This is a genomic window from Lysinibacillus sp. G1-3 (assembly GCF_056322905.1).
Map to the genome: position 1 here is coordinate 153,422 of NZ_JBWHYQ010000005.1, position 22,490 is coordinate 175,911.

A 22,490-nucleotide genomic window follows, 5' to 3' on the forward strand; every position below is an offset into this window, starting at 1 on the left:
AGATAATTGTAGTAAGAGGGAGTGTTTCTTTTGTTTAAAACAATGAAAGAATGTACAGATTTTATTTTTACGTTAAAGGCAGTTGATCATAAACGTGCTCCGCTCGTCTTGATGCGAGAGGTATTAGCTTTTCTTAATAACCCACAGGACAAGCTACGTGTTATCCATTTAGCAGGCTCAAATGGGAAGGGGTCAACAGTGAATGCGCTAAGAGAAATGTTGCAACTTACTGGCTACAAAGTAGGCGCCTTTACTTCACCTCATCTAGAGTGTGTTAATGAACGTATGACTATTAATGGTATGCAAATTAATGATGCACAATTTTTACACTATATGAACAAAGTTGTTGAGATTATTGAGACACATTATGAAGGTGAATTTCCGAGCTTTTTTGAAGTGGTAACACTTATTATGTACCAATATTTCGCGGATGAAGAAGTGGATTTTGCGTTGATTGAAACGGGACTTGGTGGACGTTTAGATGCTACGAATGTCGTTACGCCTCTAATTTCAATTATTACAACGATTTCATTAGAACATACTGCGTTTTTAGGAGATACGTTAGCTAAAGTAGCGTTTGAGAAAGCGGGAATTATTAAAGAAAGTGTACCTGTTGTAGTGGGTGTTAAAAGTGAAGAGGCACTTTCTGTAATTCGTGAGGTAGCAAATAAGCGTCATGCCCCATGCTTTGTTTTAGGGGAGGATTTTACGGTTGATAATATTGAACAAGGAACTGATATGCAACATTTTAATTACCGTAAAGCAAATGTGGAGATGGAAGCTATCCCATTAAAAATGGCTGGTCAGCATCAAATAAATAATGCAAGCGTTGCGATTTCGGCAATTTTAACGTTAAGAGAGAATGGAGCCGTTGATATTTCGGATGCATCAATCCGTCAAGCTTTGGCAAAAGCTCAGTGGGCAGGCCGTTTTGAGCAATTACCTGGCGCTATTATATTAGATGGCGCACATAATTCTGAAGGAACTGCGGCGTTAATTCAAACTCTAAAAACGGTTTATCCGCAACAAAACTATCGATTTATATATGCAGCATTATCAGATAAAGATCATGCGAAAAGTATTGCTTTAATGGATAGTATTGCTACATCAATTGCATTTACACAAATCGAGCTTCCGAATGCTATGCCTGCTGATCAATTAGCTGCATTATCTACAAATACGAATAAAATGTATAATGCGAATTGGTGTGAAATGGTTCAAACGATGCTACATCAAAGAAATGATGAGGATGTTATCATCATTACAGGCTCCTTATATTTTATAGCTGAAGTTCGACAATGGCTACAGGGGGAACAAAGATGATCCCGAAATGGAATAGCTATAAGGAAAAATGGAATGTTCAGAGTGATGATGTTATTAAACCTGGTCTAACTGCGATTGAAGAAGCATTGGCACGAGTAGGTAATCCAGAAAATAAATTGCAAACCGTACATTTAGCAGGGACTAACGGTAAAGGCTCGACACTTACTTTTTTAGAATCAATTGCTAAGGAACATGGCTTACGTGTTGGTAAATTTATGTCTCCTTGTATTTTGGACGTGCATGACCAAATTCAAGTAGAAGGTCAAGCTATTTCAGAAGCTGAAATGAACCTTGTATTCCAACAAATGCAGGTAGCCGGACTTAGTGGCAAACTAACAGATTTTGAACTTTTAACAGTTGCAACATTTTTACATTTTGTTGCTAGTAATGTAGATATCGCCCTTATTGAAGCTGGTATGGGTGGCTTACTTGATAGTACGAATGTGGTCACACCAATTGCTTCTATCATACCGAGTATCGCATTAGAGCATACGAATTTTTTAGGAGATACGATTGAAAGTATTGCCTATCATAAAGCCGGAATTATTAAGCCGTATCAACCAGTTATTATTGGCGATTTACCGTTAGAAGCGAAAAATATTGTCTACGAGGAAGCCAGTAAAAAACATGCCTCCGTTTTTGAGCTAAATCATCAGTTTTATGTGGAACAAGAGAAAGATGGAGAGTGCTATGTGCATAATGACAATGGCCTCCGTATTACAAAGCTTACACGCACTATAAAGGGAGCACATCAGGCGAATAATATGGCACTTGCTATTACAGCCTTTTTCGAAGTAGCAATCTCATTGGAGTTACAAGTTAGTGAAGAAGCTGTTCAAAAAGCTGTAAAAAACGCAACCATTTTAGGACGTTTTGAAGAAATTATGCCTTATGTTGTTTTAGACGGTGCGCATAATCCAGCGAGTGCTGAGAAATTAATAGAAACGATTAAGCAGGAGTTCCCAGATGAGCAGATTACTTTTGTAATTGGAATTCTTGCAGATAAGGCTGTAAAAGAGATTTTGCAACTATTTGAGCAAGTAAGTGATTGTTTTTACTTTGTTGATTTTGATAATCCCCGTGCGATGGCTGCTCACAACATGCTTGAGCTGTCCAACGCCTCTTATAAGGCAGTTTTAGAAGATTATGTGCAATTTTTAAAACGACAGTCAGCAAGTAAATCAAGGACGATTGTATCGGGTTCATTGTATTTATTAACGGAAGTGCGTAGTAGATTAAAAAACAATTAACATGAGTTAGTATATTTCCAGTAAAAATCAGGTACTCATTAAAAAATGAGTACCTGATTTTTTCATTTGGTTATTCTCTCTTTGAGTTCCGTAAGTACTTTTTCCCAATATTTTTTCATTTCTTCTCGTACATTTTGATCAGAAAGTTTTTCTTGATGAAAGCTAATTGTAGTTTTATTACTTGCCCCCGGAATAATACGAACTTGTACGGTTGATGCTTTTTCCCATCCTACTTTTTGCCAAGTTAGGCGAAGTTGTTGTAAAGGTTTGACTACGCGTATTTCTCCTGACCCTAATTTCGTAATATAGTTCTGTCCTGGTTCAAGGATAATGAACATACTCTCTCCTAACCATACGTTTAATCCATCTTGTGAAGTAACTAGGTTCCAAGCTTCCTCTTGGGAAATCGGGAACATCCTTCTAACACCTACTTGAAACCCTACTGTCTTTGTTTGTCCAATAATTTTGGAATTTTCCACCTCATTACCTCCATTATTAATATTTGTCTGTAAATAATAGTATTTCTAGTTCTACTTTCTATTTCCTTGCACATCCTCAAATTTTTTGGATGAAATTTCTTTGTTAAAAGCAGGCTCCTTTGATAGCGATACAAAAGAGTAGAATAAAAACCCATCTTTTTTTAGTAAATCTTTTGTTACAAAAATATTTAATTTTGCAGTAAAACCTCAAAAATAACTAGTAAATCAAAATGTAGTAAATTCGCATTTACACATCCTTTTGTACATATACTTATATATCAAATTGGTCTTTTCTAAATTTACTTTGATACGTTAAAGAAAGAGGTGATGGTTGAATGAAAATTGTCAGTCAAGTGATGAGAAAACAAATATTTCGAGCGATGATTATTGGAGGAGTAGTAGGGCTTTTTGGTGTAGGCATTTTTTTAGGTATTCTTCAAGCAAGCAATCAATTTTCTATAAAAAATGATAGTAATGAGGTAGCTAATAAAAGTAATAGTAATACCAAAGGGGAAACCATTACGACAGCAGGAGGAGCAACGAACGGACCCATGCTTTTTGCTAGTCAAGCAGGGGTCTATTCAAATTATGAAAGTGCAAGCGCATTTGTATCTGAACACCCTTCATTAAAAGAAAGTGCCATTGTCGAGGTCGATGGAAAATTTCACGTTTGGACAAGTGTAGTAACAGATGAAAGTCAACTTGTTTTCTTAAAAGATCCTGCAACATTTAAAAAAGCATTTACTTTGAGTGGCGACAGTTGTAAGGAGGCAACGCTTGCAGAGCTTCCGTCTGTGCTAACTGACAAAAATGCAACAAAATTAAATTTTAAGGATAATTCCAAAGATTCTACGCTACCTGCTGATTGGCAATCTATTGGAGCAGCAGCCTCGTCTATTTCAAGCGATACCAGCATCATTCGATTACAAGTTTTGGCCCATTACAAATCGAAAAATGCTTGTCTTCAGGTGAAATTTTAAGCATAAAAGATAGTGAAATAAGCATTATCTTGATTTTTAGAAAATTTTCAAATGCCAAATTCTCCGTTATGATAACTAATAAGGAGGAATGGTCAGACAATGTTTAAAACAAATCACAAGATAGTGCTTGCTTCTGCTTCACCACGACGAAAGGAATTATTAACTATGCTATCCCTTCCGTTCGACATAATAACTAGTGAAGTAGAAGAGACAAGCGTTCAGGCAACTACAATGCAAGATTATGTAAAAGGCGTAGCTCTATTAAAAACACGTGATGTAGCAAAAAAAGCTCCAGATGCAACGATTATTGGAGCGGATACGATTGTTGTTTATGATGATGAGCTACTCCATAAACCAAAAAATCGTGAGGAGGCAATTTCTCACTTATTGCGCTTATCAGGTAAGTGTCATGCGGTCATGACAGCTATTGCCATTATTGAGCCTGACGGTCATGAAACAACATTTGTGGAAGAGACAAATGTTGTCTTTCATCAGTTATCGCAGGATCTCATCGAAGCATACGTAGATTCAGGAGATCCATTTGATAAAGCAGGCGGTTATGGCATTCAAACTGCTGGAACCCTCCTAGTGAAACGAATTGAAGGAGATTATAACAATGTTGTCGGTTTACCACTTGCAGCGTTGTTTACGCAATTGGTAGCACGCAATATTATCCAATTTGCGAAGGAGTGAGGCTTTTTTGACGAATGATGTTTTACAAGGGACGATGATACGAGACGTTCATATAGAAGATCGCCCTCGTGAAAGACTACGTAGACAAGGAGCTATGAGTTTATCGAATCAGGAGCTACTGGCTATTTTACTAAGGACAGGCACTAAAGAAGAGTCTGTCCTAGTACTGGCAAATCGCGTACTTAACGTTTTTGAGCGTTTACATCATTTGAAACATGCAACAATAGAAGAAATGGTTGCTATTAGAGGGATTGGTGAGGTTAAAGCCATTCAGTTATTAGCTGCAATTGAACTCGGTAGACGTCTTGCGCAGAAACATAGCGATGAAAAATATACGATTCGTTCCCCACAAGATGCCGCTACCTATTTAATGCCTGATATGACCTCACTGAATCAGGAGCATTTCGTCGTTCTTTTTTTGAATGTGAAAAATCAAATTATTCATAGAAAGACAATTTTTATAGGCAGTCTAAATGCTTCGATTGTCCATCCTCGCGAGATTTTTCGCGAGGCTGTAAAGAGATCTGCGGCTTCTATAATTTGTGCACACAATCATCCTAGTGGCGTACCAACACCTAGTGATGAGGATATTGAAGTGACGAGAAGAATTATAGAGGCTGGTTATATTATTGGCATTGATTTAATCGATCATCTCATCATCGGTGATCATCAGTTTATTAGTTTGAAAGAAAAAGGATATTTTTAATTTCATTCAGCGGATGCCAAACATCCGCTGAATGAAATTAAAGCCTCCGGCGGATGTCACGGAATCGGAAATGAGTTCTTAGGGGATGTTAGCCTAAAATTATCGCATCCATGCGATAACGGCTAACTGACCTGCATCGTGCAGGCCTGAGCACAAAGCCGATTCCGGACGCAATTATGCCGAGGCATAATGGATCTCTGCAATATATTTTGCAGAGTTTTTTTGTGGGGATTTTTAGAGTTTGTTGAAGTATCAGGTTCATCACCAAAAGTTGTAGAAGATTTTATTAAAACGACTACTATGTAAATAAGTTGATCTTCTTACACTGGGCGACTCCTTGGGGATGACAATCGAAGAACGAAGTCTAATAGCATCACATCCTGTGATAACGCCTTCGTGACCAACATCGTGCTGTGTTGCTGTCGCTTCGCTTTCGCACAGATAAAAACACGTTGCTGTCGCTACGTTAGCACTACGCTTTCGCGCATAAAATATCCTGTTGGCCCGAGACCCTGGAGCGAAGCGGATGTTTTCTGCCTCAAAAATCAAATCGTTTTATTATTTTATAAAAAAAATTTTTGTATTTTTTTGCGAAAAGCTAATAAAGAAAACGAACCTTTTCTTATAGAAAACGTTATTGTATTCGTAGAAATGTCTATAATATTCACAAAAATTGGTAGCCTATTACACGTTGTCTTACAAGAATAAAAATTATATGCTAATCTATACGTACTGTTTTTGTTTGGGAGGGAATTAAAATAGTATCTTTTCAGCGAGATGAGGTATGTGGCACTACAAATTCTTGCGTTTTTCCGTTATAATGAACGGTATGATTTTATTTTTATTCAGAAAAAGACTCTCATTCCAACAGGTGTGAGATAATTGAGTGTGTAGTTTTTTTCAGTAGGTGTCTATCACCGAGTGAATGAAGATAAAACCTCGGGGTGTAAACGCGCCGGGGTGTAAGTTGATGTCAACGAAAGTATGGCTTAAATAGAAAGGGAGTACACAAATTGTTTGGATTAGGAAGTAAAGATGTCGGGATTGACCTTGGCACAGCGAATACATTAGTGTTTATTAAAGGGAAGGGAATCGTTTTACGCGAACCTTCAGTCGTAGCGAAAAATACAAAAACTGGAGATATCGTTGCAGTAGGTAACGATGCAAAAAATATGATTGGTCGTACACCTGGCTCAATCGTAGCAATCCGTCCTATGAAAGATGGCGTTATTGCTGATTTTGATATTACTACAGCAATGATAGAATACTATTTAAAAGAAGCTTGCAAAAATTCTGGTGGTAATTGGAAAAAGCCGAATGTTATGATTTGTGTGCCATACGGTATTACATCGGTTGAACAACGTGCGGTTATTGATGCTGCTCGCCAAGCAGGTGCTAAAGAAGCATTTACAATTGAAGAGCCATTTGCAGCAGCAATCGGTTCAAACTTACCAGTATGGGATCCAACAGGGTCAATGGTCGTTGATATCGGTGGTGGTACAACGGAGGTAGCGGTTATTTCATTAGGTGGTATTGTAACAAGTGAATCCGTGCGTGTCGGCGGGGATGCAATGGACCAATCCATCATTTCGTATATTCGTAAAACATATAACTTAACAATCGGTGAACGTACTGCGGAAGCAGTGAAAATGGAAATTGGTACAGCGTTGGCTGAAGGTCCAGAAGAAAAAATGGAAATTAGAGGACGCGACCTTTTAACAGGTTTACCGAAAACGATTGAAATTTCATCACAGGAAATTTCTGAATCTTTACGTGAAGCGGTAGCATCTATTATTGATGGAGTTCGAAAAACGCTTGAGCAAACACCTCCTGAATTATCTGCAGACGTAATGGAACGCGGAATTGTTCTAACAGGTGGCGGTGCGCTATTAACAAACTTAGACAAAGTTATTAGCCAAGAAACGAATATGCCAGTATTTATCGCAGAAGATCCACTAGACTGTGTTGCTATTGGTACAGGTAAAGCTCTAGAACATATTGACTTAATTCGTCAACAACAAGTTAAAGGGTAAGGAGGTTTAGGCAATGCCACACTTTTTTTTCAATAAGAAATTAATTTTGCTGCTTGTGGGCATGGTTTTTCTTGTGGCATTGATTAGCTTCTCATTACGTGAGCGGACGAATGCAACTTTACCAGAGCAAATTATTAAAGACACTGTCGGCGTCGCACAATCTATTGTTGCGAAGCCGGCGAATTATATTGCGGGTGTTTTTGATAGTATTGATTCCCTCTTAAACACGTACGAAGAAAATAAACGTTTAAAAGCACGCTTAGATGAATTTGTTGCTGTACAAGCTGAGGCATCGGATTTGAAATCTGATATTAAAAAGTTTCAAGAGCTTATGGACAAATCGGAAAGCTTAAAAGCATATGATCCGATTCATGCCACAGTTATTGCTAGAAACCCTGACCAGTGGGAAGAAAAAATTATTTTAGATAAAGGATCTTCACACGGTGTAGAAAAAAATATGGCAGTTATGACAGCGAAAGGTTTAATCGGTAAAGTTACTTTAGTGACGCCTTTTACCTCTGAGGTAGAGCTTTTATATACAAATAATCCAAATTATCGTGTTTCTGCGATGGTTCCAGGAGATAAACAAGCATACGGTTTAATCGAGGGCTATGATAAAGAGCGTAATAAACTCATCATGAAGCGAATCGATTCTGATTTAACAGTTAAAAAAGGTCAACAAGTAGTTTCATCGGGACTTGGCGGTGTTTTCCCAAAAAATGTGCCAATCGGAGAAATAACTGAAGTAAGTACAGATGATTATGGTTTAACGAAAATGGCTTATGTAGAACCATCTGCTGATTTTTCAATTTTAGATTATGTTGTTATTGCTAAACGTTCCTCTACGGTGATAGATGGATCTGATGGTAATTCATCGAACGGAGATTTAACACATCCACAACAGGGTAACGAGGAGGTTGAATAATGATTCGATTTCTTATTCCCTCTGTGGCAGTTTTACTATTTTTACTAGAACCAGAGTTTGCTATGCTTTCACCGATTGAAGTAAAAGGGCATATCTATTATTTGGTCCCTAGATTTTTAATCTTATATTTAATATTTATATCCATCTATTACAGCCGTCAACGAGCGGTAATGTATGGACTTTTTTTTGGTGTCTTGTATGATGTGTTTTACATTGATATTATTGGATTATATTCAGTACTGTTTCCGCTAGTATGTTTTTTAGCAGGGTCAATTGTGAAAGTTATTCATCAGCACTTAGTTGTGACAACGACGATTTCAGTTGTGTTAGTAGCAATTTTAGAATTTATACTTTATCAATTCTTCTATCTTATCGACTTTACAACGATTCCATTTTCGGATTTCTTACGTTCACGACTACTGCCAACGATCATTGCTAATGCACTATTTTTAATGATTCTTGGTTGGGCCTTCAAGTATCTGATTAATGCGCGTGTCTTACAGAGAGCACGTGAAGTTTCTTAATAAAGAGCAACGTGGGGTGAGGCATTCATGAAAAAACAGTTAGTTAATATGAAGGGAACAAAGGATGGATTTGTTCTTCATTTAGACGATCAATGTGCGTATGTCGATTTAGTAGAAGAGCTTAAAAAGAAAGTTTCAGAGAGCGGTATCGATAGTAAAGTAGATGTACAATTATATTTGGGCTATCGATACTGTTCTGATGAACAAATCAAAGAGCTTATTAAAATTGTTCAGGAAACAGAGCAACTAATCGTTTCAAAGGTGCAAAGTGAAGTACTGACTGTCCATGAGAGCAACCAGAAAAGGATTGAAAGTCAACAAGATACATATTTAGGTGTGGTCAGATCGGGTCAAGTTCTACGTTCGCCAGGCGATATAATTATCGTAGGGAATGTCAATCCGAATGGACGTGTAGAAGCAGCTGGCAATGTGTATGTCCTAGGTAAACTTAAAGGAATTGCACATGCTGGTGTTCATGGTAATAAGGAAGCAATCATTGCAGCATCTTGTTTCGAAGCCACACATATCATGATTGCTGATCAGGTTCAGGCAATGTCAGACGAACATGTAAAAACGATTAATCAAGAAGAGATGACTTGTGCATTTATTGGCTATGATGGGCGCATTACGTACGATCAAATTCACGCGTTAAAAAATATTCGACCATTGTTAAATGTGTCTAAAGGAGGAAGCTAGTGTGGGAGAAGCGATCGTCATAACTTCAGGTAAAGGCGGCGTCGGAAAAACGACGACAACGGCTAACCTTGGGACTGCATTGGCTCTACAAGGTAAAAAAGTATGTTTAGTAGATACAGATATTGGCTTACGTAATTTGGACGTGATTTTAGGTCTTGAGAATCGAATTATTTATGACTTAGTAGATGTTGTTGAAGGGCGCTGTAAGATTCATCAAGCGCTAATAAAAGATAAACGTGTAGATGAAAAACTATTTTTATTACCTGCTGCTCAAACGACAGATAAAAATGCTGTTAAGCCTGAGCAAATGAAGAGCTTAGTAGAAGAATTAAAAAGAGATTATGATTATGTTTTAATAGATTGTCCAGCGGGAATTGAACAAGGCTATCGCAATGCGGTTGCTGGTGCTGATCATGCAATTGTAGTAACAACGCCAGAGATTTCTGCTGTGCGTGATGCAGATCGAATTATTGGCTTACTTGAACAGGAAGAAATTACGGCACCTAAACTAATTATTAACCGTATTCGCCAGCATATGATGAAAAGCGGTGATACTTTGGATGTGAATGAAATTACAACGCATTTGTCTATAGATTTATTAGGAATCATTGTAGATAATGAAGGAGTTATTTCGTCGTCCAATAAAGGTGAACCGGTAGTAATGGACCCTGCAAATAAAGCATCTCTTGGCTACCGTAATATTGCTCGAAGAATACTTGGAGAGTCTGTACCACTTATGGCCATTGAAGATGAACATAAAGGTGTATTTTCAAAACTAAAAGCGTTATTTTCAAAATAATCATCAACCTTTTCGTGCATTTGTACGAGGAGGTTTTTTCTTTGTGCATGAATGGACATGCAAGCTCATATAGTGTGAAAAAAGGATGAGGGCTTGTTTAAAAAATGGAAATGGTTGGTCGCGATATTGCTCGTGGCTGCAACTATGCTAGTCATTCGTTTAGAGGATCAAGGTGTATTGGAAACACCGGTGCGAAAACTTGTTACAACATCAGCTGATTTGACTTATTTAAGCGAGCTCGGACAAAGCTGGCTAAATAAAGATGATGCAACAATTTTAGTATCGAGTGATGTTGGACAAACTGAATTATTAACATTTGCCAATGCGGAAGTTTTTAAGGAAGGCTTTTTATTGCAATATGACATGGGCTTACCAGTTTATGCTGGAAAGAATGGTCTTGTCGTTTTTACTGGTCATACAAAATATACTGGTAAAACAATGACAATCAGCTATGACGATGGTACAACTGTATCCTATGGTATGCTAGATAGTTTAGCACAACTTCCATACACAACAGTGCAGGCAAACGATTTAATCGGCATGAAAGAGACGGGGCAACTCTATATCTCAATTGAGAAAGACAAGGCACAATATAATTTGGAGCAGATTGTACAGTGGCTTGAAACAGCGGAGTCCAATGAAAATTAAACTGCATCTTCTATGTATCCCTCTCGTATTTTTAATGATTTTCACCGGTCAAATTGCTTATTACGCTATTATTTTAACTTCGTTATTATGGCATGAAGCAGGTCATTTGTTAATGGCGATGCTTTGTGGCGTTAGCGTAAAATCATGCGTTATTACACCTTACGGAGGGGAAATAGAATTTGAAAATCCAGCGGCTGTGCCAGCAACGTCACTCCTTTGGATTGCCTTAGGAGGACCAATCGCTACAATATTAGGGATTGGCCTCGCTTTTTTTATGCCAGAGCTGCTTGCGACCAAGCTTATTAATGTGCAACTTGTGTTACTAGCAATCAATGTTATACCGATTATCCCGTTGGACGGTGGCAGAATATTTTTAGCGTGCCTATATCTATTCAATCCAAGTGTTCGTGCGTTTGAATATTACTACTGGCTTTCTCTTATAATTGCATTTATACTATTCATGATAACTTTATGTTACCTCCCACAATCTATTTTTATAGCAATTTTATGTTTATTTATATGGCTTCAAGTGTTAAAGGAATGGAATTATCGAAAGTATCGTTTAGCATTTGAGAAATATGTAATGAAAAGATTGACATGATAGAAATCACGTGGTAATATTTTAATGTTATTGTTTGTAGCACCTGTGCTACTACAACCGCTCTGGAAAGGTTAAAGTATCGTATGATCACCTTTATAAACAGGCGAGTCTGAGTCTATGAGGAGGTGCAGTAAAATGTACGCAATTATTGAAACTGGTGGTAAACAAATCAAAGTAGAAGCTGGTCAAGAAATCTATGTTGAAAAATTAGGTGTAGAAGCTGACGAGGTTGTAACTTTTGATAAAGTTTTATTCGTAGGTGGCGAAAACGTTAAAGTTGGAGCTCCGTTCGTAGAAGGCGCTACTGTAACAGCGAAAGTTGTGAAAGAAGGCCGTGCGAAAAAAATCGTTGTTTTCAAATTGAAAGCTAAAAAGAACTACCGTCGTAAACAAGGTCACCGTCAACCTTACACAAAATTAGTTGTTGAAGCTATCAACGCTTAATTATGAGGTGTAGCGAATGATACAAGTTACGATTCATCACAATGAAAATAGACATGTGTCAGCATTTGAATTTTCAGGACATGCGGAATACGATGAATCTGGTAAGGATTTAGTATGTGCAGGAGCATCTACCATTGCCATAGGTACGGTGAATGCTATTTATGCACTATTACAAATACAGCCAGAAGTCGAACAAGCTGCTGAAGGTGGAGGCTATCTTAAGGTAGTCTTACCATCAGATTTAGAGCCTGAGATTGATGCAAAACTACAGTTAATTGTCCAAGTAATGACAGCCCAAGTGTATTCTATGGTGCAAAATTATGGACAATATATCCAAATCAACTACAACCAAGTAGGAGGTGGAACACAATGAAATTATTATTAACTTTAGACTTACAATTTTTCGCATCTAAAAAAGGTGTAGGTTCTACTAAAAACGGACGTGACTCTGAGTCTAAACGACTTGGTGCTAAACGTGCTGATGGCCAATTCGTAACTGGTGGTTCAATTCTTTACCGTCAACGCGGTACAAAAATTTACCCAGGTACAAACGTAGGTCGTGGTGGTGACGATACACTATTTGCTAAAGTTGACGGCGTTGTAAAATTTGAACGTTTAGGTCGCGATCGCAAACAAGTATCTGTATACCCAGCAACACAAGAAGCTTAATCTTTTATAAGATAACATAAAGCGGAGGACTGCATTTATTGCAGTCCTTTTTTTGGCTAAATTTCAATGAAGATTTAAGGGAAAAATACAGCAAAACTTGTTATACTAGTAAGGATAACTTTATTGGAGTGAATGGGATGAACAATCAATCACTAACCATTAGTGAAGTAATACGTTTTGCAAATCATGATTATGTGAATCAGCTTCAGCTTATTCGCATGAATCTAGATTTAGGTAGAATTGATGAATCAAAAAAACTTATTAAAGAGTATTCAGAGCAATTACAAGTATTTTCTATCCTTAATCGTCTACAATTACCCCAAACAATAGAATGGCTGCAAACAGCAGGCTGGCGCTACCCTTCATTACCAATGAAGCTAAGCAATGATATAAAAAAGCCTGTCACAAATACTATTGATTCGGAAGTTGTAGATTACTTAAACAAAACAGTTATGCATGTTTATGATACATTAGATCCATTTACAGAGCAGAGCTTAGTGCTCGATGTACGTGTTGACGATCATACATTTGCCGTGACATTCACGTTAAATGGGCTATGGAGTGCTGATGCATTCACCGAAAAAGGTTTGAAACAATTAGACATTCAAACAGTGGAAGAGACAAATACGTCTTGGATATATGTATTGAGTGCAAGCAGGGAGTGAATTAAATGTTTGTCGATCACGTCAAGATTTATGTAAAAGGTGGCGACGGTGGGGATGGAATGGTAGCCTTCCGTCGTGAAAAATTTGTACCGAATGGTGGTCCAGCTGGTGGCGATGGTGGTCACGGTGGGAATGTTGTCTTTCAAGTTGAAGAAGGTCTGCGAACGTTAATGGATTTCCGCTACAAACGCCACTTCAAGGCTGACCGTGGTGAACATGGTATGAGTAAAGGGATGCATGGTAGACGTGCAGATGATTTAATCGTTAAAGTACCACCGGGCACAGTTGTAATGAACGAAGAAACAGGCGTTGTTATTGCGGATCTAGTCGAGCATGGTCAACAAGCGATTATCGCAAAAGCTGGTCGCGGTGGCCGCGGGAATTCCCGCTTTGCAACACCAGCCAATCCTGCTCCAGAACTTTCAGAAAAAGGTGAGCCAGGACAAGAATTAAATGTTATATTAGAGTTGAAAGTACTAGCAGATGTAGGATTAGTTGGCTTCCCAAGTGTAGGTAAATCAACATTATTATCTGTTGTTTCTGCGGCAAAGCCAAAAATAGGTGCTTATCATTTCACTACAATCGTACCGAACTTAGGAATGGTTGAAACGGATGATCATCGTAGCTTTGCAATGGCCGATTTACCAGGTTTAATCGAAGGTGCGCACGAAGGTGTTGGTCTAGGTCACCAATTCCTCCGTCATATTGAACGTACACGTGTTATCGTACATGTAATTGATATGTCGGGTATGGAAGGGCGCGATCCTTATGAAGATTACTTAACAATCAATGATGAGCTAAAACAATATAATCTTCGTTTAACAGAACGTCCACAAATTATTGTGGCAAATAAAATGGACATGCCAGATGCAGAGGAAAACTTAGAAATTTTCCGTGAAAAAGTGGGCGAAGATGCGAAAATCTTCCCAGTATCAGCGGTTTCTCGCCAAGGTTTAAAGCCGGTATTATTTGAAATTGCCGACTTACTGGAAGTGACTCCTGAATTCCCATTATTCGACGATCTAGATGAAGAATCAGATGCAACGGTACTTTACAAACACCAATCTGAAGCAGATTCAATCGAAATCTCTCGTGATCCTGATGGTACATTCATTCTTGGTGGATATGCGATTGAGCGTATCTTCAAAATGACAGACTTCAGCCGCGAGGACGGTGTACGTCGTTTTGCACGTCAATTACGTGGTATGGGCGTCGATGAAGCATTACGTGAACGTGGTGCTCAAAATGGAGATATTGTACGCTTATTGGAATTCGAATTTGAATTTGTCGACTAAGAATAGGTTTTAGGGGGAAGCGTATGAAGAATGTTGCGAATCAGCGATATTATTTAGTTCGTGAAGATGTTTTAACGGATGCTATGCAAAAAACTTTGGAGGCGAAACACTTACTTTCAAGTGGTACGGTAACTTCCATTTGGGATGCGGTAAAGCAGGTGGATTTATCGCGTAGTGCGTTTTACAAATATCGTGATGCTGTATTTCCTTTTCACTCAATTGTGCAGGAACGCATTTTAACAGTCTTTGTACAGCTTCAGGACCGCAAAGGAACACTTGCAAAGCTTTTAGAAACAGTGACAATTACGCATTGCAATGTGCTGACTATCCATCAAACGATACCGATTCAAGGACGTGCTAATGTTACGTTGTCGCTAGATGTCACTAGTATGACATGTGAACTTGATGATTTAATACAGCAACTTAAACGGTTAGATTTTGTAGAGTCAGCGGAAGTAATTAGTTCGGGTGCATTGTAATGACTGACAGCATGTTTGAATTTTTGACAAAATGTAAATAAGCTCAAAAGGAGCAGTCCCATGTGATGTAATGATCACGTCATGGGACAGCTCCTTATTCTATATCGATAGAGAAAATTCATAGGAAGAGTAATGGATAGACCATAGAGGCTCCGGAGCGTTTGGGAAGCTTCATATTATGCCTTACCTAATATTTGATGTAGAATAAAAGGAGTTTTTCAGGAATTAAAAATTCCGAATTTTTACATTAGTGAAATTAAAGAGGCTTGTCGCTAAAAGTTAGGGATGACATTTGTTAAAACGTATGTCATTTATATAAGTTGATCTTCGTTAAGGCAGGACGCCCCCAGGAAGCTCTGCTTTGTGCGAAAGCGAAGCGACAGCAACAAATGTTTTATCTGTGCGAAAGCGAAGCGACAGCAACAACAAATGTTTTAACTGCGCGAAAGCGAAGCGACAGCAGCAAATGTTTTATCTGTGCGAAAGTGAAGCGACAGCAGCAACAACAACAAAGCGCCCAGTCGGAACGGAAATCAACCATACGTTTTGGTGGTGAGCCAATTAAATAAAACCATGAACAGGAGGAAATGTAATGACAGAGCAACAATGGGAAAAACGAATAGGATATTTAGGACCTGAGGCATCATTTACATACTTAGCAACAAAGGCAACTTTTCCGAATGAGTGGCTTGTCCCTTGTTCTACAATTCCAGAATGTATTGAGGCGGTAGCAAAGGGAAAGGTAGATTTAGCAGTTGTACCACTGGAAAATGCTTTAGAAGGATCGGTATCGTTAACGCTTGATTATTTATTTCATGAGGCGACCTTATATGTTACAGGTGAGCTTCAGTTAAAAATACAGCAGCATTTAATGGTCAATAAAGCGCAGAAGGACAACTGGGAATCAATCATAGGAGTTTATTCACATCCACATGCTCTAGCCCAATGTCATAAATATTTATTTTATCGTTTCAGCCATGCTCCGTTACATCAAACGACATCAACGGCAGCAGCGGCAATATTTGTATCCGAAAATCCTAAAGAGTGCATTGCCGCAGTAGGAAATGCAGCGGCAGCAGAAAAATATGGCTTAGAAATCGTTCAATCTAATATTCATGATTTCCATTTTAACCATACACGCTTCTTCGTATTATCTAAGCAAAATAAACGATTACCCCAAGAATTATCAGATGGACAGGCAAAGACAACTTTCATGATTACATTACCAATAGATCGTTCAGGGGCGTTACATCAAGTATTATCAGTTTTCGCATGGCGACAACTAAATTTAAGTAAAATCGAATCACGCCCATTAAAAACGGGCTTAGGCGATTATTTCTTTATGATTGATGTTTTAGCAGATGAAAAGGAGCCTATGATGCGTGGGGCTATGGAAGAACTAGCTGCACTTGGTTGCAAAGTGAAGTCACTTGGTACATACTTTACTTATCGAACATCAGACGAGTAATCAATGTTGTCTTCGCTAGGAGGAAATTGTATGGGCGGCATTATTTTATTTGACGGAGTATGCAATTTTTGTGATAGCAGTGTGCAATTTATTATCAAATATGATCATGCAGCATATTTTCAATTTGCATCCATCCAGAGTGATGCAGGGCAGGCGTTACGTGCTCAATACGAAATACCAGAAAATATAGATAGTGTCATATTAATTGAGCATGGGAAGGTCTATTTTGAATCTACTGCAGCACTTAAAATTTGTAGGAGATTAAATAGTTTTTGGCCTGTTTGCTATGTTTTCATTCTTATTCCACCATTTATACGAAATATAATGTACCGACTATTTGCTAAAAATAGATATCGTCTTTTTGGACGAAAAGAAAGTTGTTTATTGCCAACACCTTCACAACGAAAAAGATTTCTTTAACTATGAAGCTATCCAATTTATGTGGATGAAAGCTAGATAAAGTATGGCTCTTCTGCAAAACGAGGGGTTGATTTCCGTTCCGACTGAGCGCTTTCCTGGGGGCGTCGGGGCAACAGGATGTTGGTCACGAAGGCGTTATCACAGGACGTGAAGCTTTTAGCCTTCGTTCCTCTACCCGCTTCACTCGCAAGGCTCGCTGCAGGGTCTCATCTGTGACGCTAATCCCCAAGGAGTCGCTCAGTCTCCACTCCAATCAACCATTTCATAAGCATGTATATTCTAGCATGTCACTTAAAACATACAACAAACTTCTGCAAAGTTTATTGTGCGAAAGCGTAGTCGAGAATACAGTAACAGCAGTCTTACAGTCGTGTCACTGTTATACGTTTATTCCGTTTGATTAAGTACTATAGCATTCATTTTTGAAATGCATTGACATATAGTTTTCAACAACATGTGCTATCCAATTAATGTGGATAGCTCTTTTTTTGAAATTGCAATAGTATTTTCCATATGATTATGTAACTAATGAAATAAGCTTCAAAAAAATAAGTAATAATATTATCAGGTTGTCGATAGAGAAAAAATAGGATTATATTTGAGCGATATATAAGGATTTTTTTTGTTGCTATTTTGCTAATATATCCCCATTTTAACTGATTGTAGCGTAGGGCTACTCGACTCCCGCGGGAAAGCGAAGCGTCAGCGACAAATGTTTTATCTGTGGGAAAGTAGAACTTCAGCAACAAAGCGAGTAGCCCGTAGCGGAAATCAGCCTTTCGAATTAATTAGAATGTATAAAAATGGTTAATTAATAAACCTGTAGTAAATCATATAAATTCATTTAAATAGAAAGCTGCTAGTCTCTGTGAAGGCTAGCAGCTTTGAATCGATTATTTGATTTTATACATTATGGAAGGGAAAATTGTTGACTTATTGATCGACAACTAAATAGCCTTTTTTTTGTAAAGTACGCTCAATTAAATCTAAAATTTCAACAGAAGGTGCGGAAATAACATGAAGGTGCGTACCATCTGTTAGTTCGGATAAATAACTTGCTTGTGTTTCGTTGACACGTTGAATAAATTTTTTTACCTCATGACGGTTAGAGACCATAATGGATGCAGTAATTTCTCCATAAATAGGATGTTCAACAATAACATTTTTTACTGTACCACCGCAATCAACTATTGTTATTAGTTCATCTTCTGCATTCTCTGCTGTATGGAAGCAAGGAATTGTCCGTTCGACGGTCTGCTGTATTTGTTCCTGATGCATATAAAGATATCCTTGACTAGTAGCAATAATAGGCTCATTCCTAGCTTTTAATAATGTCATATCATTGACAATGACTTGTCTAGAAACATTAGCGAATTTAGCTAGGTCCGTCCCTGTGATAGGTGCTGTGCTGTTTTTTAGTTGTGCTAGAAGTTGCAGTCGGCGTTCTTCGCCTAACATTTTTTTCATAAGAGATCACCTCTGCTTGTAATAAAGGAAGCAGTTTTCCTTAAAAACTAGTGTACCATGAAGCCTTTCTAACATGGGTGAATTTTTTGTATCCAAATGGAACATTGAACATATGATACGAAGAGAGGAAGGGAGGAAAAAATTGCGTATTCATATTGTCCAAAAGGGAGACACGTTGTGGAAGATTGCTAAAGAGTACGGAGTTTCATTTGAAGATTTGAAGCGGCTTAATGCCCATCTCGCTAACCCAGACTATATTGTACCGGGCATGGAAATTATCCTACCTGAAAAAATAAACAAAGAACCACATAGAGAACATCATCGAGAAACAGATCGTGGAATGCATAGAGATGGACATAGAGAGGGGGGGCATAGGGAATCACATAAAGAGGGGCATAAGGAACATATGCACAAAGAACATATGCATAAGGAGTCACCTACAAAGCATTTTAAAGAAAAAGAAGTACAACGACCAATGCCACCACCAATTATTGCACCACCACCACCAATGCCTGAACCACAGATGATTCCAATTCCTTATCCGATGCCGATGCCGATGCCTCAAGTGCCAGTTGAGCTTAGCTGGAATCAACAAGTTGTCATGCCAAGTGTAGAGCAGACTGTATCACCAATTCAAATTCAACCACCACCACAACCAGTAGCCCAACCGACGCCAGCACCAATGCCAATGCCGCAACCGATTTTTATCATGCCACAAATGCCAGCAGTACCACATTGTGCAAGCTGTCATCAGCCAGTGCATCATCATATGTATTGGCCAATGCCGATGCAGATGCCAATGCCAATGGAGCCGTATACAATGCCAGAGCAACCATCATGTGGAATGGGATGCGAAAAAGTTGCTGGGGTAGGGGATTTCTTAGAATCTAGTACATCTCCATTCTTCCCTATGAAACCAGAATTTGAAGCTATGCCGGAAATGGAACAGCCTTGTGGTTGTCATGCTCAGCCAGCCATGATGCCAAATTGGCACATGGACCCATGTTTCTGTCAACCACCATGTCCGCCACTATGCCCACCGCCATGTCCATCACATTGCCCAATGCCATATTCGTCAGTAGGACCGTGGATGTCACCGCACTTTTTCCCAGGCGGGATGACGCCTTATCGATGGTAAAAAAGCGTATATCATTGAAGAAGTAAAGCCGAATATTTGGAAGTATAAATATCAATCCAATAATTATTTTGTGAAACGGGCAAAGCAGATAGAAATAGCAGAAAAGGTAAGGGCTATTCATCGACAGCTTGGATATCTAGAACCCTCGTTGATTTTGCCTTTAATGAAAAGTGATGACGAGTATTTAATCGTGCAAGATTGGCAAGAGGGAAGTCATGGTGCTAATTTTGCTCGTAAAACAGATCGGAAAGAATCACTGAAGTTATTAAATATGTTACATGATACACATAAAAAAATTGCTTGGCAACGTGTGCCAGGCTTGCACACCTATTCACAGCTTTTAAAATGGCAAATGCGTTTTATGCGTTTTAAAAGCAGACGGAAAGAGTTTCGGCCATTTTTAACAAAAGAAGAAATCGATCAAATTTTACATTATAGTGAGAAATCATTACAGTTAATCGCGCAGGAAGATGTACCTGAAAAAGAAATAACGCTTTTACATGGAGATGTCGTACATCATAATTTTTTATGGTGCTCAGATGGCGAATTACGTTTAATCGATTTTGATCTGGCACACCTTGGAGAAGCGGATGATGAATATATTTTATGGTTGCATCGTGTACTGCCAGCTGTAAATTATGACCTTGGTAAAATATTTGCAGAGCTACCAGAGATGAAACGATTAGATAAAAAAAAGCTTCATCGTTTAAAATATCCAAATGAGCTATTACGTGAATGGCTTTTTGCAGTAGATTTACCATTAGATCAGCAGCTGGTATTTTTAGATTATTTAGTGCCATTTACAAAACGAGCTCTCACATATTGGCCAAAACTGTGGTACGATATTGATAAAATGATAAAGAAATGACCGTCTTTCGGCGGTCATTTTTGTCTGTGAACGACTACTTGTACTATTTCTTAATGATAAGGAAATTATAGATTTTTAACTGTGTATAACCAAGAGCATAGTTTTCGTCTAGGATAAAGCGCTACATCCTCGAGGTCGCTTCGATTCCTCGGGCAAAAGTGGTGGATCGTTTACTTTTGCTTCGAGCTCTCCAGCGCTTTAGCGCATTTGTTATAGTCGAGCATTCGTTCGCAATATGCTATAATCGAAGACGATGATTGTGAGGGATTATAGAATGTATGATTATTTAAAAGGACAAATAAAGCGTATAACTCCTGAGTATATCGTCCTTGAACAACAAGGGATAGGCTGGCAGTTGAATACACCTAATCCATTTGCGTTCAGGACATCAGCACTCGAACAACAAATATATGTACATTTACATGTACGCGAGGACGCACAAGTGTTATATGGCTTTCCGAATTTAGACCAACGAGAGTTGTTTCGTAAACTTATTTTAGTGTCAGGGATTGGACCAAAGGGTGCGCTTGCTATTTTAGCTACTGGGAATCCACAACAGGTTATCAGTGCCATTGAACGAGAGGATGAATCGTTTTTAGTAAAGTTTCCTGGTGTGGGTAAGAAGACGGCACGTCAAATGATTCTAGATTTAAAAGGTAAACTTGGCGGATTGTTAGATACTATTGAACTACCAAGTACAGAAGATGAGCTACCATTATTTGGTGTGAATCCATATAAACATGAGCTTGAAGAAGCTATTCTTGCCTTAATGGCACTAGGTTATTCTGAAAAAGAACTAGAAAAAATACGTCCACAGCTCGAAGATAACGACAAGCTTGAAACAACAGATGCATTTATGAAACAAGCTTTACAATTGCTATTAAAGTTAAAATAGTGAAAGGGGGGAAAGTACATGTCTGAACGTATGATGGCTAGTGAGGCAGGTAGCTATGATGAACATTTTGAATTATCTTTACGCCCACAAAGATTAGCACAATATATTGGTCAACATAAGGTAAAGGAGAATTTACAAATTTTCATTGAAGCGGCAAAGCTTCGTCAGGAAAGTTTAGATCATGTGCTGTTATATGGACCACCCGGACTTGGGAAAACTACATTAGCTGCTGTCATTGCTAATGAAATGAATGTCAATGTGCGCATGACTAGCGGCCCTGCAATCGAACGTCCTGGCGATTTAGCAGCTATTTTAAGCTCACTGGAGCCAGGGGATGTGCTATTTATTGATGAAATACATCGCCTGCCTCGTGCAATTGAAGAGGTGCTTTATCCTGCCATGGAGGATTTTTGTTTAGATATTGTCGTTGGTAAAGGCCCTGAAGCGCGCTCTGTACGACTTGATTTACCGCCATTTACACTTGTGGGTGCAACAACAAGAGCAGGTGCACTATCAGCACCTTTAAGGGATCGCTTTGGCGTATTATTAAGATTGGAGTATTATGATAATACTTCACTTGCAGAAATTGTTGTACGTAGTGCGCATTTATTTGATGTTGATATTGAACAAATAGCAGCACTTGAAATGGCAACGCGCTCACGTGGTACACCTCGTATTGCTAACCGTCTGCTAAAACGAGTACGAGATTATGCACAGGTGCTTGGAGATGGTATGATAACGGAGGGACTTGCTAAGCAAGCGCTTGAGCTATTACAAGTTGATCCTAGAGGGCTTGACCATATTGACCATAAACTTGTGACCAATATGATTGAGCGCTTCCGAGGTGGCCCAGTAGGCTTGGATACGTTGGCAGCATCTATTGGTGAAGAACGCGTTACGATTGAGGATGTGTACGAGCCATATTTGATGCAAATCGGCTTTATACAACGGACGCCGCGTGGACGTGTGGCAACACATTTAGCCTACGAACATTTTGGATATGAATATCCCCAACAAACCTAGAA

At 38.6% G+C, this 22,490-nt stretch carries 27 protein-coding genes and 1 other annotated feature; of the genes, 25 read left to right on the forward strand and 2 right to left on the reverse strand.

Going from position 1 to position 22,490, the window contains the following annotated elements; genetic code table 11:
- Positions 1–30 precede the first annotated feature (30 nt).
- Both ACVYAD_RS06730 and ACVYAD_RS06735 read left to right on the forward strand, forming a co-directional pair.
- Entirely contained in the window at positions 31–1,323 is a 1,293-nt protein-coding gene (locus ACVYAD_RS06730) for a bifunctional folylpolyglutamate synthase/dihydrofolate synthase (protein WP_476425381.1), read from the forward strand.
- A complete protein-coding gene (locus tag ACVYAD_RS06735; protein WP_476425382.1) occupies positions 1,320–2,573 on the forward strand; it encodes a bifunctional folylpolyglutamate synthase/dihydrofolate synthase in 1,254 nt (417 codons plus the stop codon). The genes ACVYAD_RS06730 and ACVYAD_RS06735 overlap by 4 nt, the downstream gene beginning before the upstream one ends.
- Positions 2,574–2,635: 62 nt before the next feature.
- On the opposite strand, the gene ACVYAD_RS06740 is transcribed toward ACVYAD_RS06735, so the two are convergent.
- The gene (locus ACVYAD_RS06740) at positions 2,636–3,052 is read right to left on the reverse strand and encodes an SRPBCC domain-containing protein (protein ID WP_476425384.1); all 417 of its coding nucleotides are present in this window, start codon (positions 3,050–3,052) and stop codon (positions 2,636–2,638) included.
- Between the two features lie 335 nt (positions 3,053–3,387).
- Here ACVYAD_RS06740 and ACVYAD_RS06745 point away from each other — a divergent pair, with 335 nt between their 5' ends.
- The 19 genes from ACVYAD_RS06745 (at position 3,388) to ACVYAD_RS06835 (ending at position 17,097) form a co-directional block, all read left to right on the forward strand.
- A complete protein-coding gene (locus ACVYAD_RS06745; protein ID WP_476425386.1) occupies positions 3,388–4,032 on the forward strand; it encodes a hypothetical protein in 645 nt (214 codons plus the stop codon).
- 99 nt (positions 4,033–4,131) lie between these two features.
- Positions 4,132–4,725, forward strand: a complete 594-nt coding sequence (locus ACVYAD_RS06750) for a Maf family protein (protein ID WP_476425388.1) — start codon at positions 4,132–4,134, stop codon at positions 4,723–4,725.
- Positions 4,726–4,759: 34 nt separating this feature from the next.
- Positions 4,760–5,431: a RadC family protein gene (gene radC, locus ACVYAD_RS06755; RefSeq protein WP_349660147.1), complete on the forward strand. Its 672-nt coding sequence runs from the start codon at positions 4,760–4,762 to the stop codon at positions 5,429–5,431.
- A gap of 1,013 nt (positions 5,432–6,444) precedes the next feature.
- Positions 6,445–7,464, forward strand: a complete 1,020-nt coding sequence (locus ACVYAD_RS06760) for a rod shape-determining protein (protein ID WP_197144832.1) — start codon at positions 6,445–6,447, stop codon at positions 7,462–7,464.
- Positions 7,465–7,477: 13 nt separating this feature from the next.
- The gene (mreC, locus tag ACVYAD_RS06765) at positions 7,478–8,389 is read left to right on the forward strand and encodes a rod shape-determining protein MreC (protein ID WP_476425391.1); all 912 of its coding nucleotides are present in this window, start codon (positions 7,478–7,480) and stop codon (positions 8,387–8,389) included.
- Complete coding sequence (gene mreD / locus ACVYAD_RS06770) at positions 8,389–8,913, forward strand: rod shape-determining protein MreD (protein WP_349659992.1); 525 nt, start codon at positions 8,389–8,391, stop codon at positions 8,911–8,913. Before mreC ends, mreD begins: the two co-directional genes overlap by 1 nt.
- A 27-nt stretch (positions 8,914–8,940) precedes the next feature.
- Positions 8,941–9,609 (forward strand): septum site-determining protein MinC, encoded by a 669-nt coding sequence (gene minC, locus ACVYAD_RS06775; protein ID WP_079563570.1) that lies wholly within the window; start codon positions 8,941–8,943, stop codon positions 9,607–9,609.
- Position 9,610: 1 nt separating this feature from the next.
- Positions 9,611–10,408, forward strand: a complete 798-nt coding sequence (gene minD, locus ACVYAD_RS06780) for a septum site-determining protein MinD (RefSeq protein ID WP_079563571.1) — start codon at positions 9,611–9,613, stop codon at positions 10,406–10,408.
- A 93-nt stretch (positions 10,409–10,501) separates the two neighbouring features.
- On the forward strand, positions 10,502–11,056 hold the full coding sequence (locus ACVYAD_RS06785; protein ID WP_349659993.1) for a M23 family metallopeptidase: 555 nt from the start codon (positions 10,502–10,504) through the stop codon (positions 11,054–11,056).
- The gene (locus tag ACVYAD_RS06790; RefSeq protein WP_476425393.1) at positions 11,046–11,657 is read left to right on the forward strand and encodes a zinc metalloprotease; all 612 of its coding nucleotides are present in this window, start codon (positions 11,046–11,048) and stop codon (positions 11,655–11,657) included. The genes ACVYAD_RS06785 and ACVYAD_RS06790 overlap by 11 nt, the downstream gene beginning before the upstream one ends.
- 45 nt (positions 11,658–11,702) lie before the next feature.
- Positions 11,703–11,778, forward strand: a sequence feature (ribosomal protein L21 leader region).
- Positions 11,779–11,792: 14 nt separating this feature from the next.
- Positions 11,793–12,101 (forward strand): 50S ribosomal protein L21, encoded by a 309-nt coding sequence (gene rplU, locus ACVYAD_RS06795; RefSeq protein WP_036124117.1) that lies wholly within the window; start codon positions 11,793–11,795, stop codon positions 12,099–12,101.
- Between the two features lie 16 nt (positions 12,102–12,117).
- Positions 12,118–12,474 (forward strand): ribosomal-processing cysteine protease Prp, encoded by a 357-nt coding sequence (locus ACVYAD_RS06800; RefSeq protein WP_476425395.1) that lies wholly within the window; start codon positions 12,118–12,120, stop codon positions 12,472–12,474.
- A complete protein-coding gene (gene rpmA, locus ACVYAD_RS06805; RefSeq protein ID WP_079563575.1) occupies positions 12,471–12,770 on the forward strand; it encodes a 50S ribosomal protein L27 in 300 nt (99 codons plus the stop codon). Before ACVYAD_RS06800 ends, rpmA begins: the two co-directional genes overlap by 4 nt.
- 137 nt (positions 12,771–12,907) lie before the next feature.
- Positions 12,908–13,435: a Spo0B domain-containing protein gene (locus ACVYAD_RS06810; RefSeq protein ID WP_349659996.1), complete on the forward strand. Its 528-nt coding sequence runs from the start codon at positions 12,908–12,910 to the stop codon at positions 13,433–13,435.
- Positions 13,436–13,440: 5 nt separating this feature from the next.
- The gene (obgE, locus tag ACVYAD_RS06815) at positions 13,441–14,730 is read left to right on the forward strand and encodes a GTPase ObgE (RefSeq protein ID WP_349659997.1); all 1,290 of its coding nucleotides are present in this window, start codon (positions 13,441–13,443) and stop codon (positions 14,728–14,730) included.
- Positions 14,731–14,753: 23 nt separating this feature from the next.
- Positions 14,754–15,209: an ACT domain-containing protein gene (locus ACVYAD_RS06820; protein ID WP_079563577.1), complete on the forward strand. Its 456-nt coding sequence runs from the start codon at positions 14,754–14,756 to the stop codon at positions 15,207–15,209.
- A 361-nt stretch (positions 15,210–15,570) separates the two neighbouring features.
- Positions 15,571–15,765 carry a hypothetical protein gene (locus ACVYAD_RS06825; protein WP_476425399.1) on the forward strand — a complete coding sequence of 65 codons (195 nt, stop codon included), beginning with the start codon at positions 15,571–15,573 and terminating at the stop codon, positions 15,763–15,765.
- Positions 15,766–15,801: 36 nt separating this feature from the next.
- Positions 15,802–16,677: a prephenate dehydratase gene (gene pheA / locus ACVYAD_RS06830; protein ID WP_476425400.1), complete on the forward strand. Its 876-nt coding sequence runs from the start codon at positions 15,802–15,804 to the stop codon at positions 16,675–16,677.
- A 30-nt stretch (positions 16,678–16,707) separates the two neighbouring features.
- Positions 16,708–17,097, forward strand: coding sequence for a thiol-disulfide oxidoreductase DCC family protein (locus ACVYAD_RS06835; protein WP_349659999.1), 390 nt, complete (start codon positions 16,708–16,710; stop codon positions 17,095–17,097).
- 933 nt (positions 17,098–18,030) lie between these two features.
- On the opposite strand, the gene ACVYAD_RS06840 is transcribed toward ACVYAD_RS06835, so the two are convergent.
- On the reverse strand, positions 18,031–18,564 hold the full coding sequence (locus ACVYAD_RS06840; protein WP_476425403.1) for a 3H domain-containing protein: 534 nt from the start codon (positions 18,562–18,564) through the stop codon (positions 18,031–18,033).
- Between the two features lie 142 nt (positions 18,565–18,706).
- On the opposite strand from ACVYAD_RS06840, the gene ACVYAD_RS06845 reads away from it, so the two are divergent.
- From ACVYAD_RS06845 to ruvB, 4 genes are all read left to right on the forward strand, one after another.
- Positions 18,707–19,702, forward strand: a complete 996-nt coding sequence (locus tag ACVYAD_RS06845) for a LysM peptidoglycan-binding domain-containing protein (RefSeq protein ID WP_476425405.1) — start codon at positions 18,707–18,709, stop codon at positions 19,700–19,702.
- A gap of 70 nt (positions 19,703–19,772) precedes the next feature.
- On the forward strand, positions 19,773–20,570 hold the full coding sequence (locus ACVYAD_RS06850; RefSeq protein ID WP_349660002.1) for a phosphotransferase: 798 nt from the start codon (positions 19,773–19,775) through the stop codon (positions 20,568–20,570).
- Positions 20,571–20,844: 274 nt separating this feature from the next.
- The gene (gene ruvA / locus ACVYAD_RS06855) at positions 20,845–21,465 is read left to right on the forward strand and encodes a Holliday junction branch migration protein RuvA (protein ID WP_476425408.1); all 621 of its coding nucleotides are present in this window, start codon (positions 20,845–20,847) and stop codon (positions 21,463–21,465) included.
- Between the two features lie 18 nt (positions 21,466–21,483).
- Positions 21,484–22,488, forward strand: coding sequence for a Holliday junction branch migration DNA helicase RuvB (gene ruvB / locus ACVYAD_RS06860; RefSeq protein ID WP_197144844.1), 1,005 nt, complete (start codon positions 21,484–21,486; stop codon positions 22,486–22,488).
- The last annotated feature ends 2 nt before the right edge of the window (positions 22,489–22,490 follow it).

Excerpts from the sequence above, each read along its gene's own strand:
- ACVYAD_RS06810 (WP_349659996.1), top strand. The coding sequence starts at position 12,908 with ATGAACAATCAATCACTAACCATTAGTGAAGTAATACGTTTTGCAAAT.
- mreD (WP_349659992.1), top strand. The coding sequence starts at position 8,389 with ATGATTCGATTTCTTATTCCCTCTGTGGCAGTTTTACTATTTTTACTA.
- pheA (WP_476425400.1), top strand. The coding sequence starts at position 15,802 with ATGACAGAGCAACAATGGGAAAAACGAATAGGATATTTAGGACCTGAG.
- ruvB (WP_197144844.1), top strand. The coding sequence starts at position 21,484 with ATGTCTGAACGTATGATGGCTAGTGAGGCAGGTAGCTATGATGAACAT.
- rplU (WP_036124117.1), top strand. The coding sequence starts at position 11,793 with ATGTACGCAATTATTGAAACTGGTGGTAAACAAATCAAAGTAGAAGCT.
- minC (WP_079563570.1), top strand. The coding sequence starts at position 8,941 with ATGAAAAAACAGTTAGTTAATATGAAGGGAACAAAGGATGGATTTGTT.
- ACVYAD_RS06745 (WP_476425386.1), top strand. The coding sequence starts at position 3,388 with ATGAAAATTGTCAGTCAAGTGATGAGAAAACAAATATTTCGAGCGATG.
- ACVYAD_RS06840 (WP_476425403.1), bottom strand. The coding sequence starts at position 18,564 with ATGAAAAAAATGTTAGGCGAAGAACGCCGACTGCAACTTCTAGCACAA.
- ACVYAD_RS06735 (WP_476425382.1), top strand. The coding sequence starts at position 1,320 with ATGATCCCGAAATGGAATAGCTATAAGGAAAAATGGAATGTTCAGAGT.
- rpmA (WP_079563575.1), top strand. The coding sequence starts at position 12,471 with ATGAAATTATTATTAACTTTAGACTTACAATTTTTCGCATCTAAAAAA.
- obgE (WP_349659997.1), top strand. The coding sequence starts at position 13,441 with ATGTTTGTCGATCACGTCAAGATTTATGTAAAAGGTGGCGACGGTGGG.
- ACVYAD_RS06750 (WP_476425388.1), top strand. The coding sequence starts at position 4,132 with ATGTTTAAAACAAATCACAAGATAGTGCTTGCTTCTGCTTCACCACGA.
- ACVYAD_RS06820 (WP_079563577.1), top strand. The coding sequence starts at position 14,754 with ATGAAGAATGTTGCGAATCAGCGATATTATTTAGTTCGTGAAGATGTT.
- radC (WP_349660147.1), top strand. The coding sequence starts at position 4,760 with ATGATACGAGACGTTCATATAGAAGATCGCCCTCGTGAAAGACTACGT.
- ACVYAD_RS06790 (WP_476425393.1), top strand. The coding sequence starts at position 11,046 with ATGAAAATTAAACTGCATCTTCTATGTATCCCTCTCGTATTTTTAATG.
- ACVYAD_RS06835 (WP_349659999.1), top strand. The coding sequence starts at position 16,708 with ATGGGCGGCATTATTTTATTTGACGGAGTATGCAATTTTTGTGATAGC.
- mreC (WP_476425391.1), top strand. The coding sequence starts at position 7,478 with ATGCCACACTTTTTTTTCAATAAGAAATTAATTTTGCTGCTTGTGGGC.
- ruvA (WP_476425408.1), top strand. The coding sequence starts at position 20,845 with ATGTATGATTATTTAAAAGGACAAATAAAGCGTATAACTCCTGAGTAT.
- ACVYAD_RS06800 (WP_476425395.1), top strand. The coding sequence starts at position 12,118 with ATGATACAAGTTACGATTCATCACAATGAAAATAGACATGTGTCAGCA.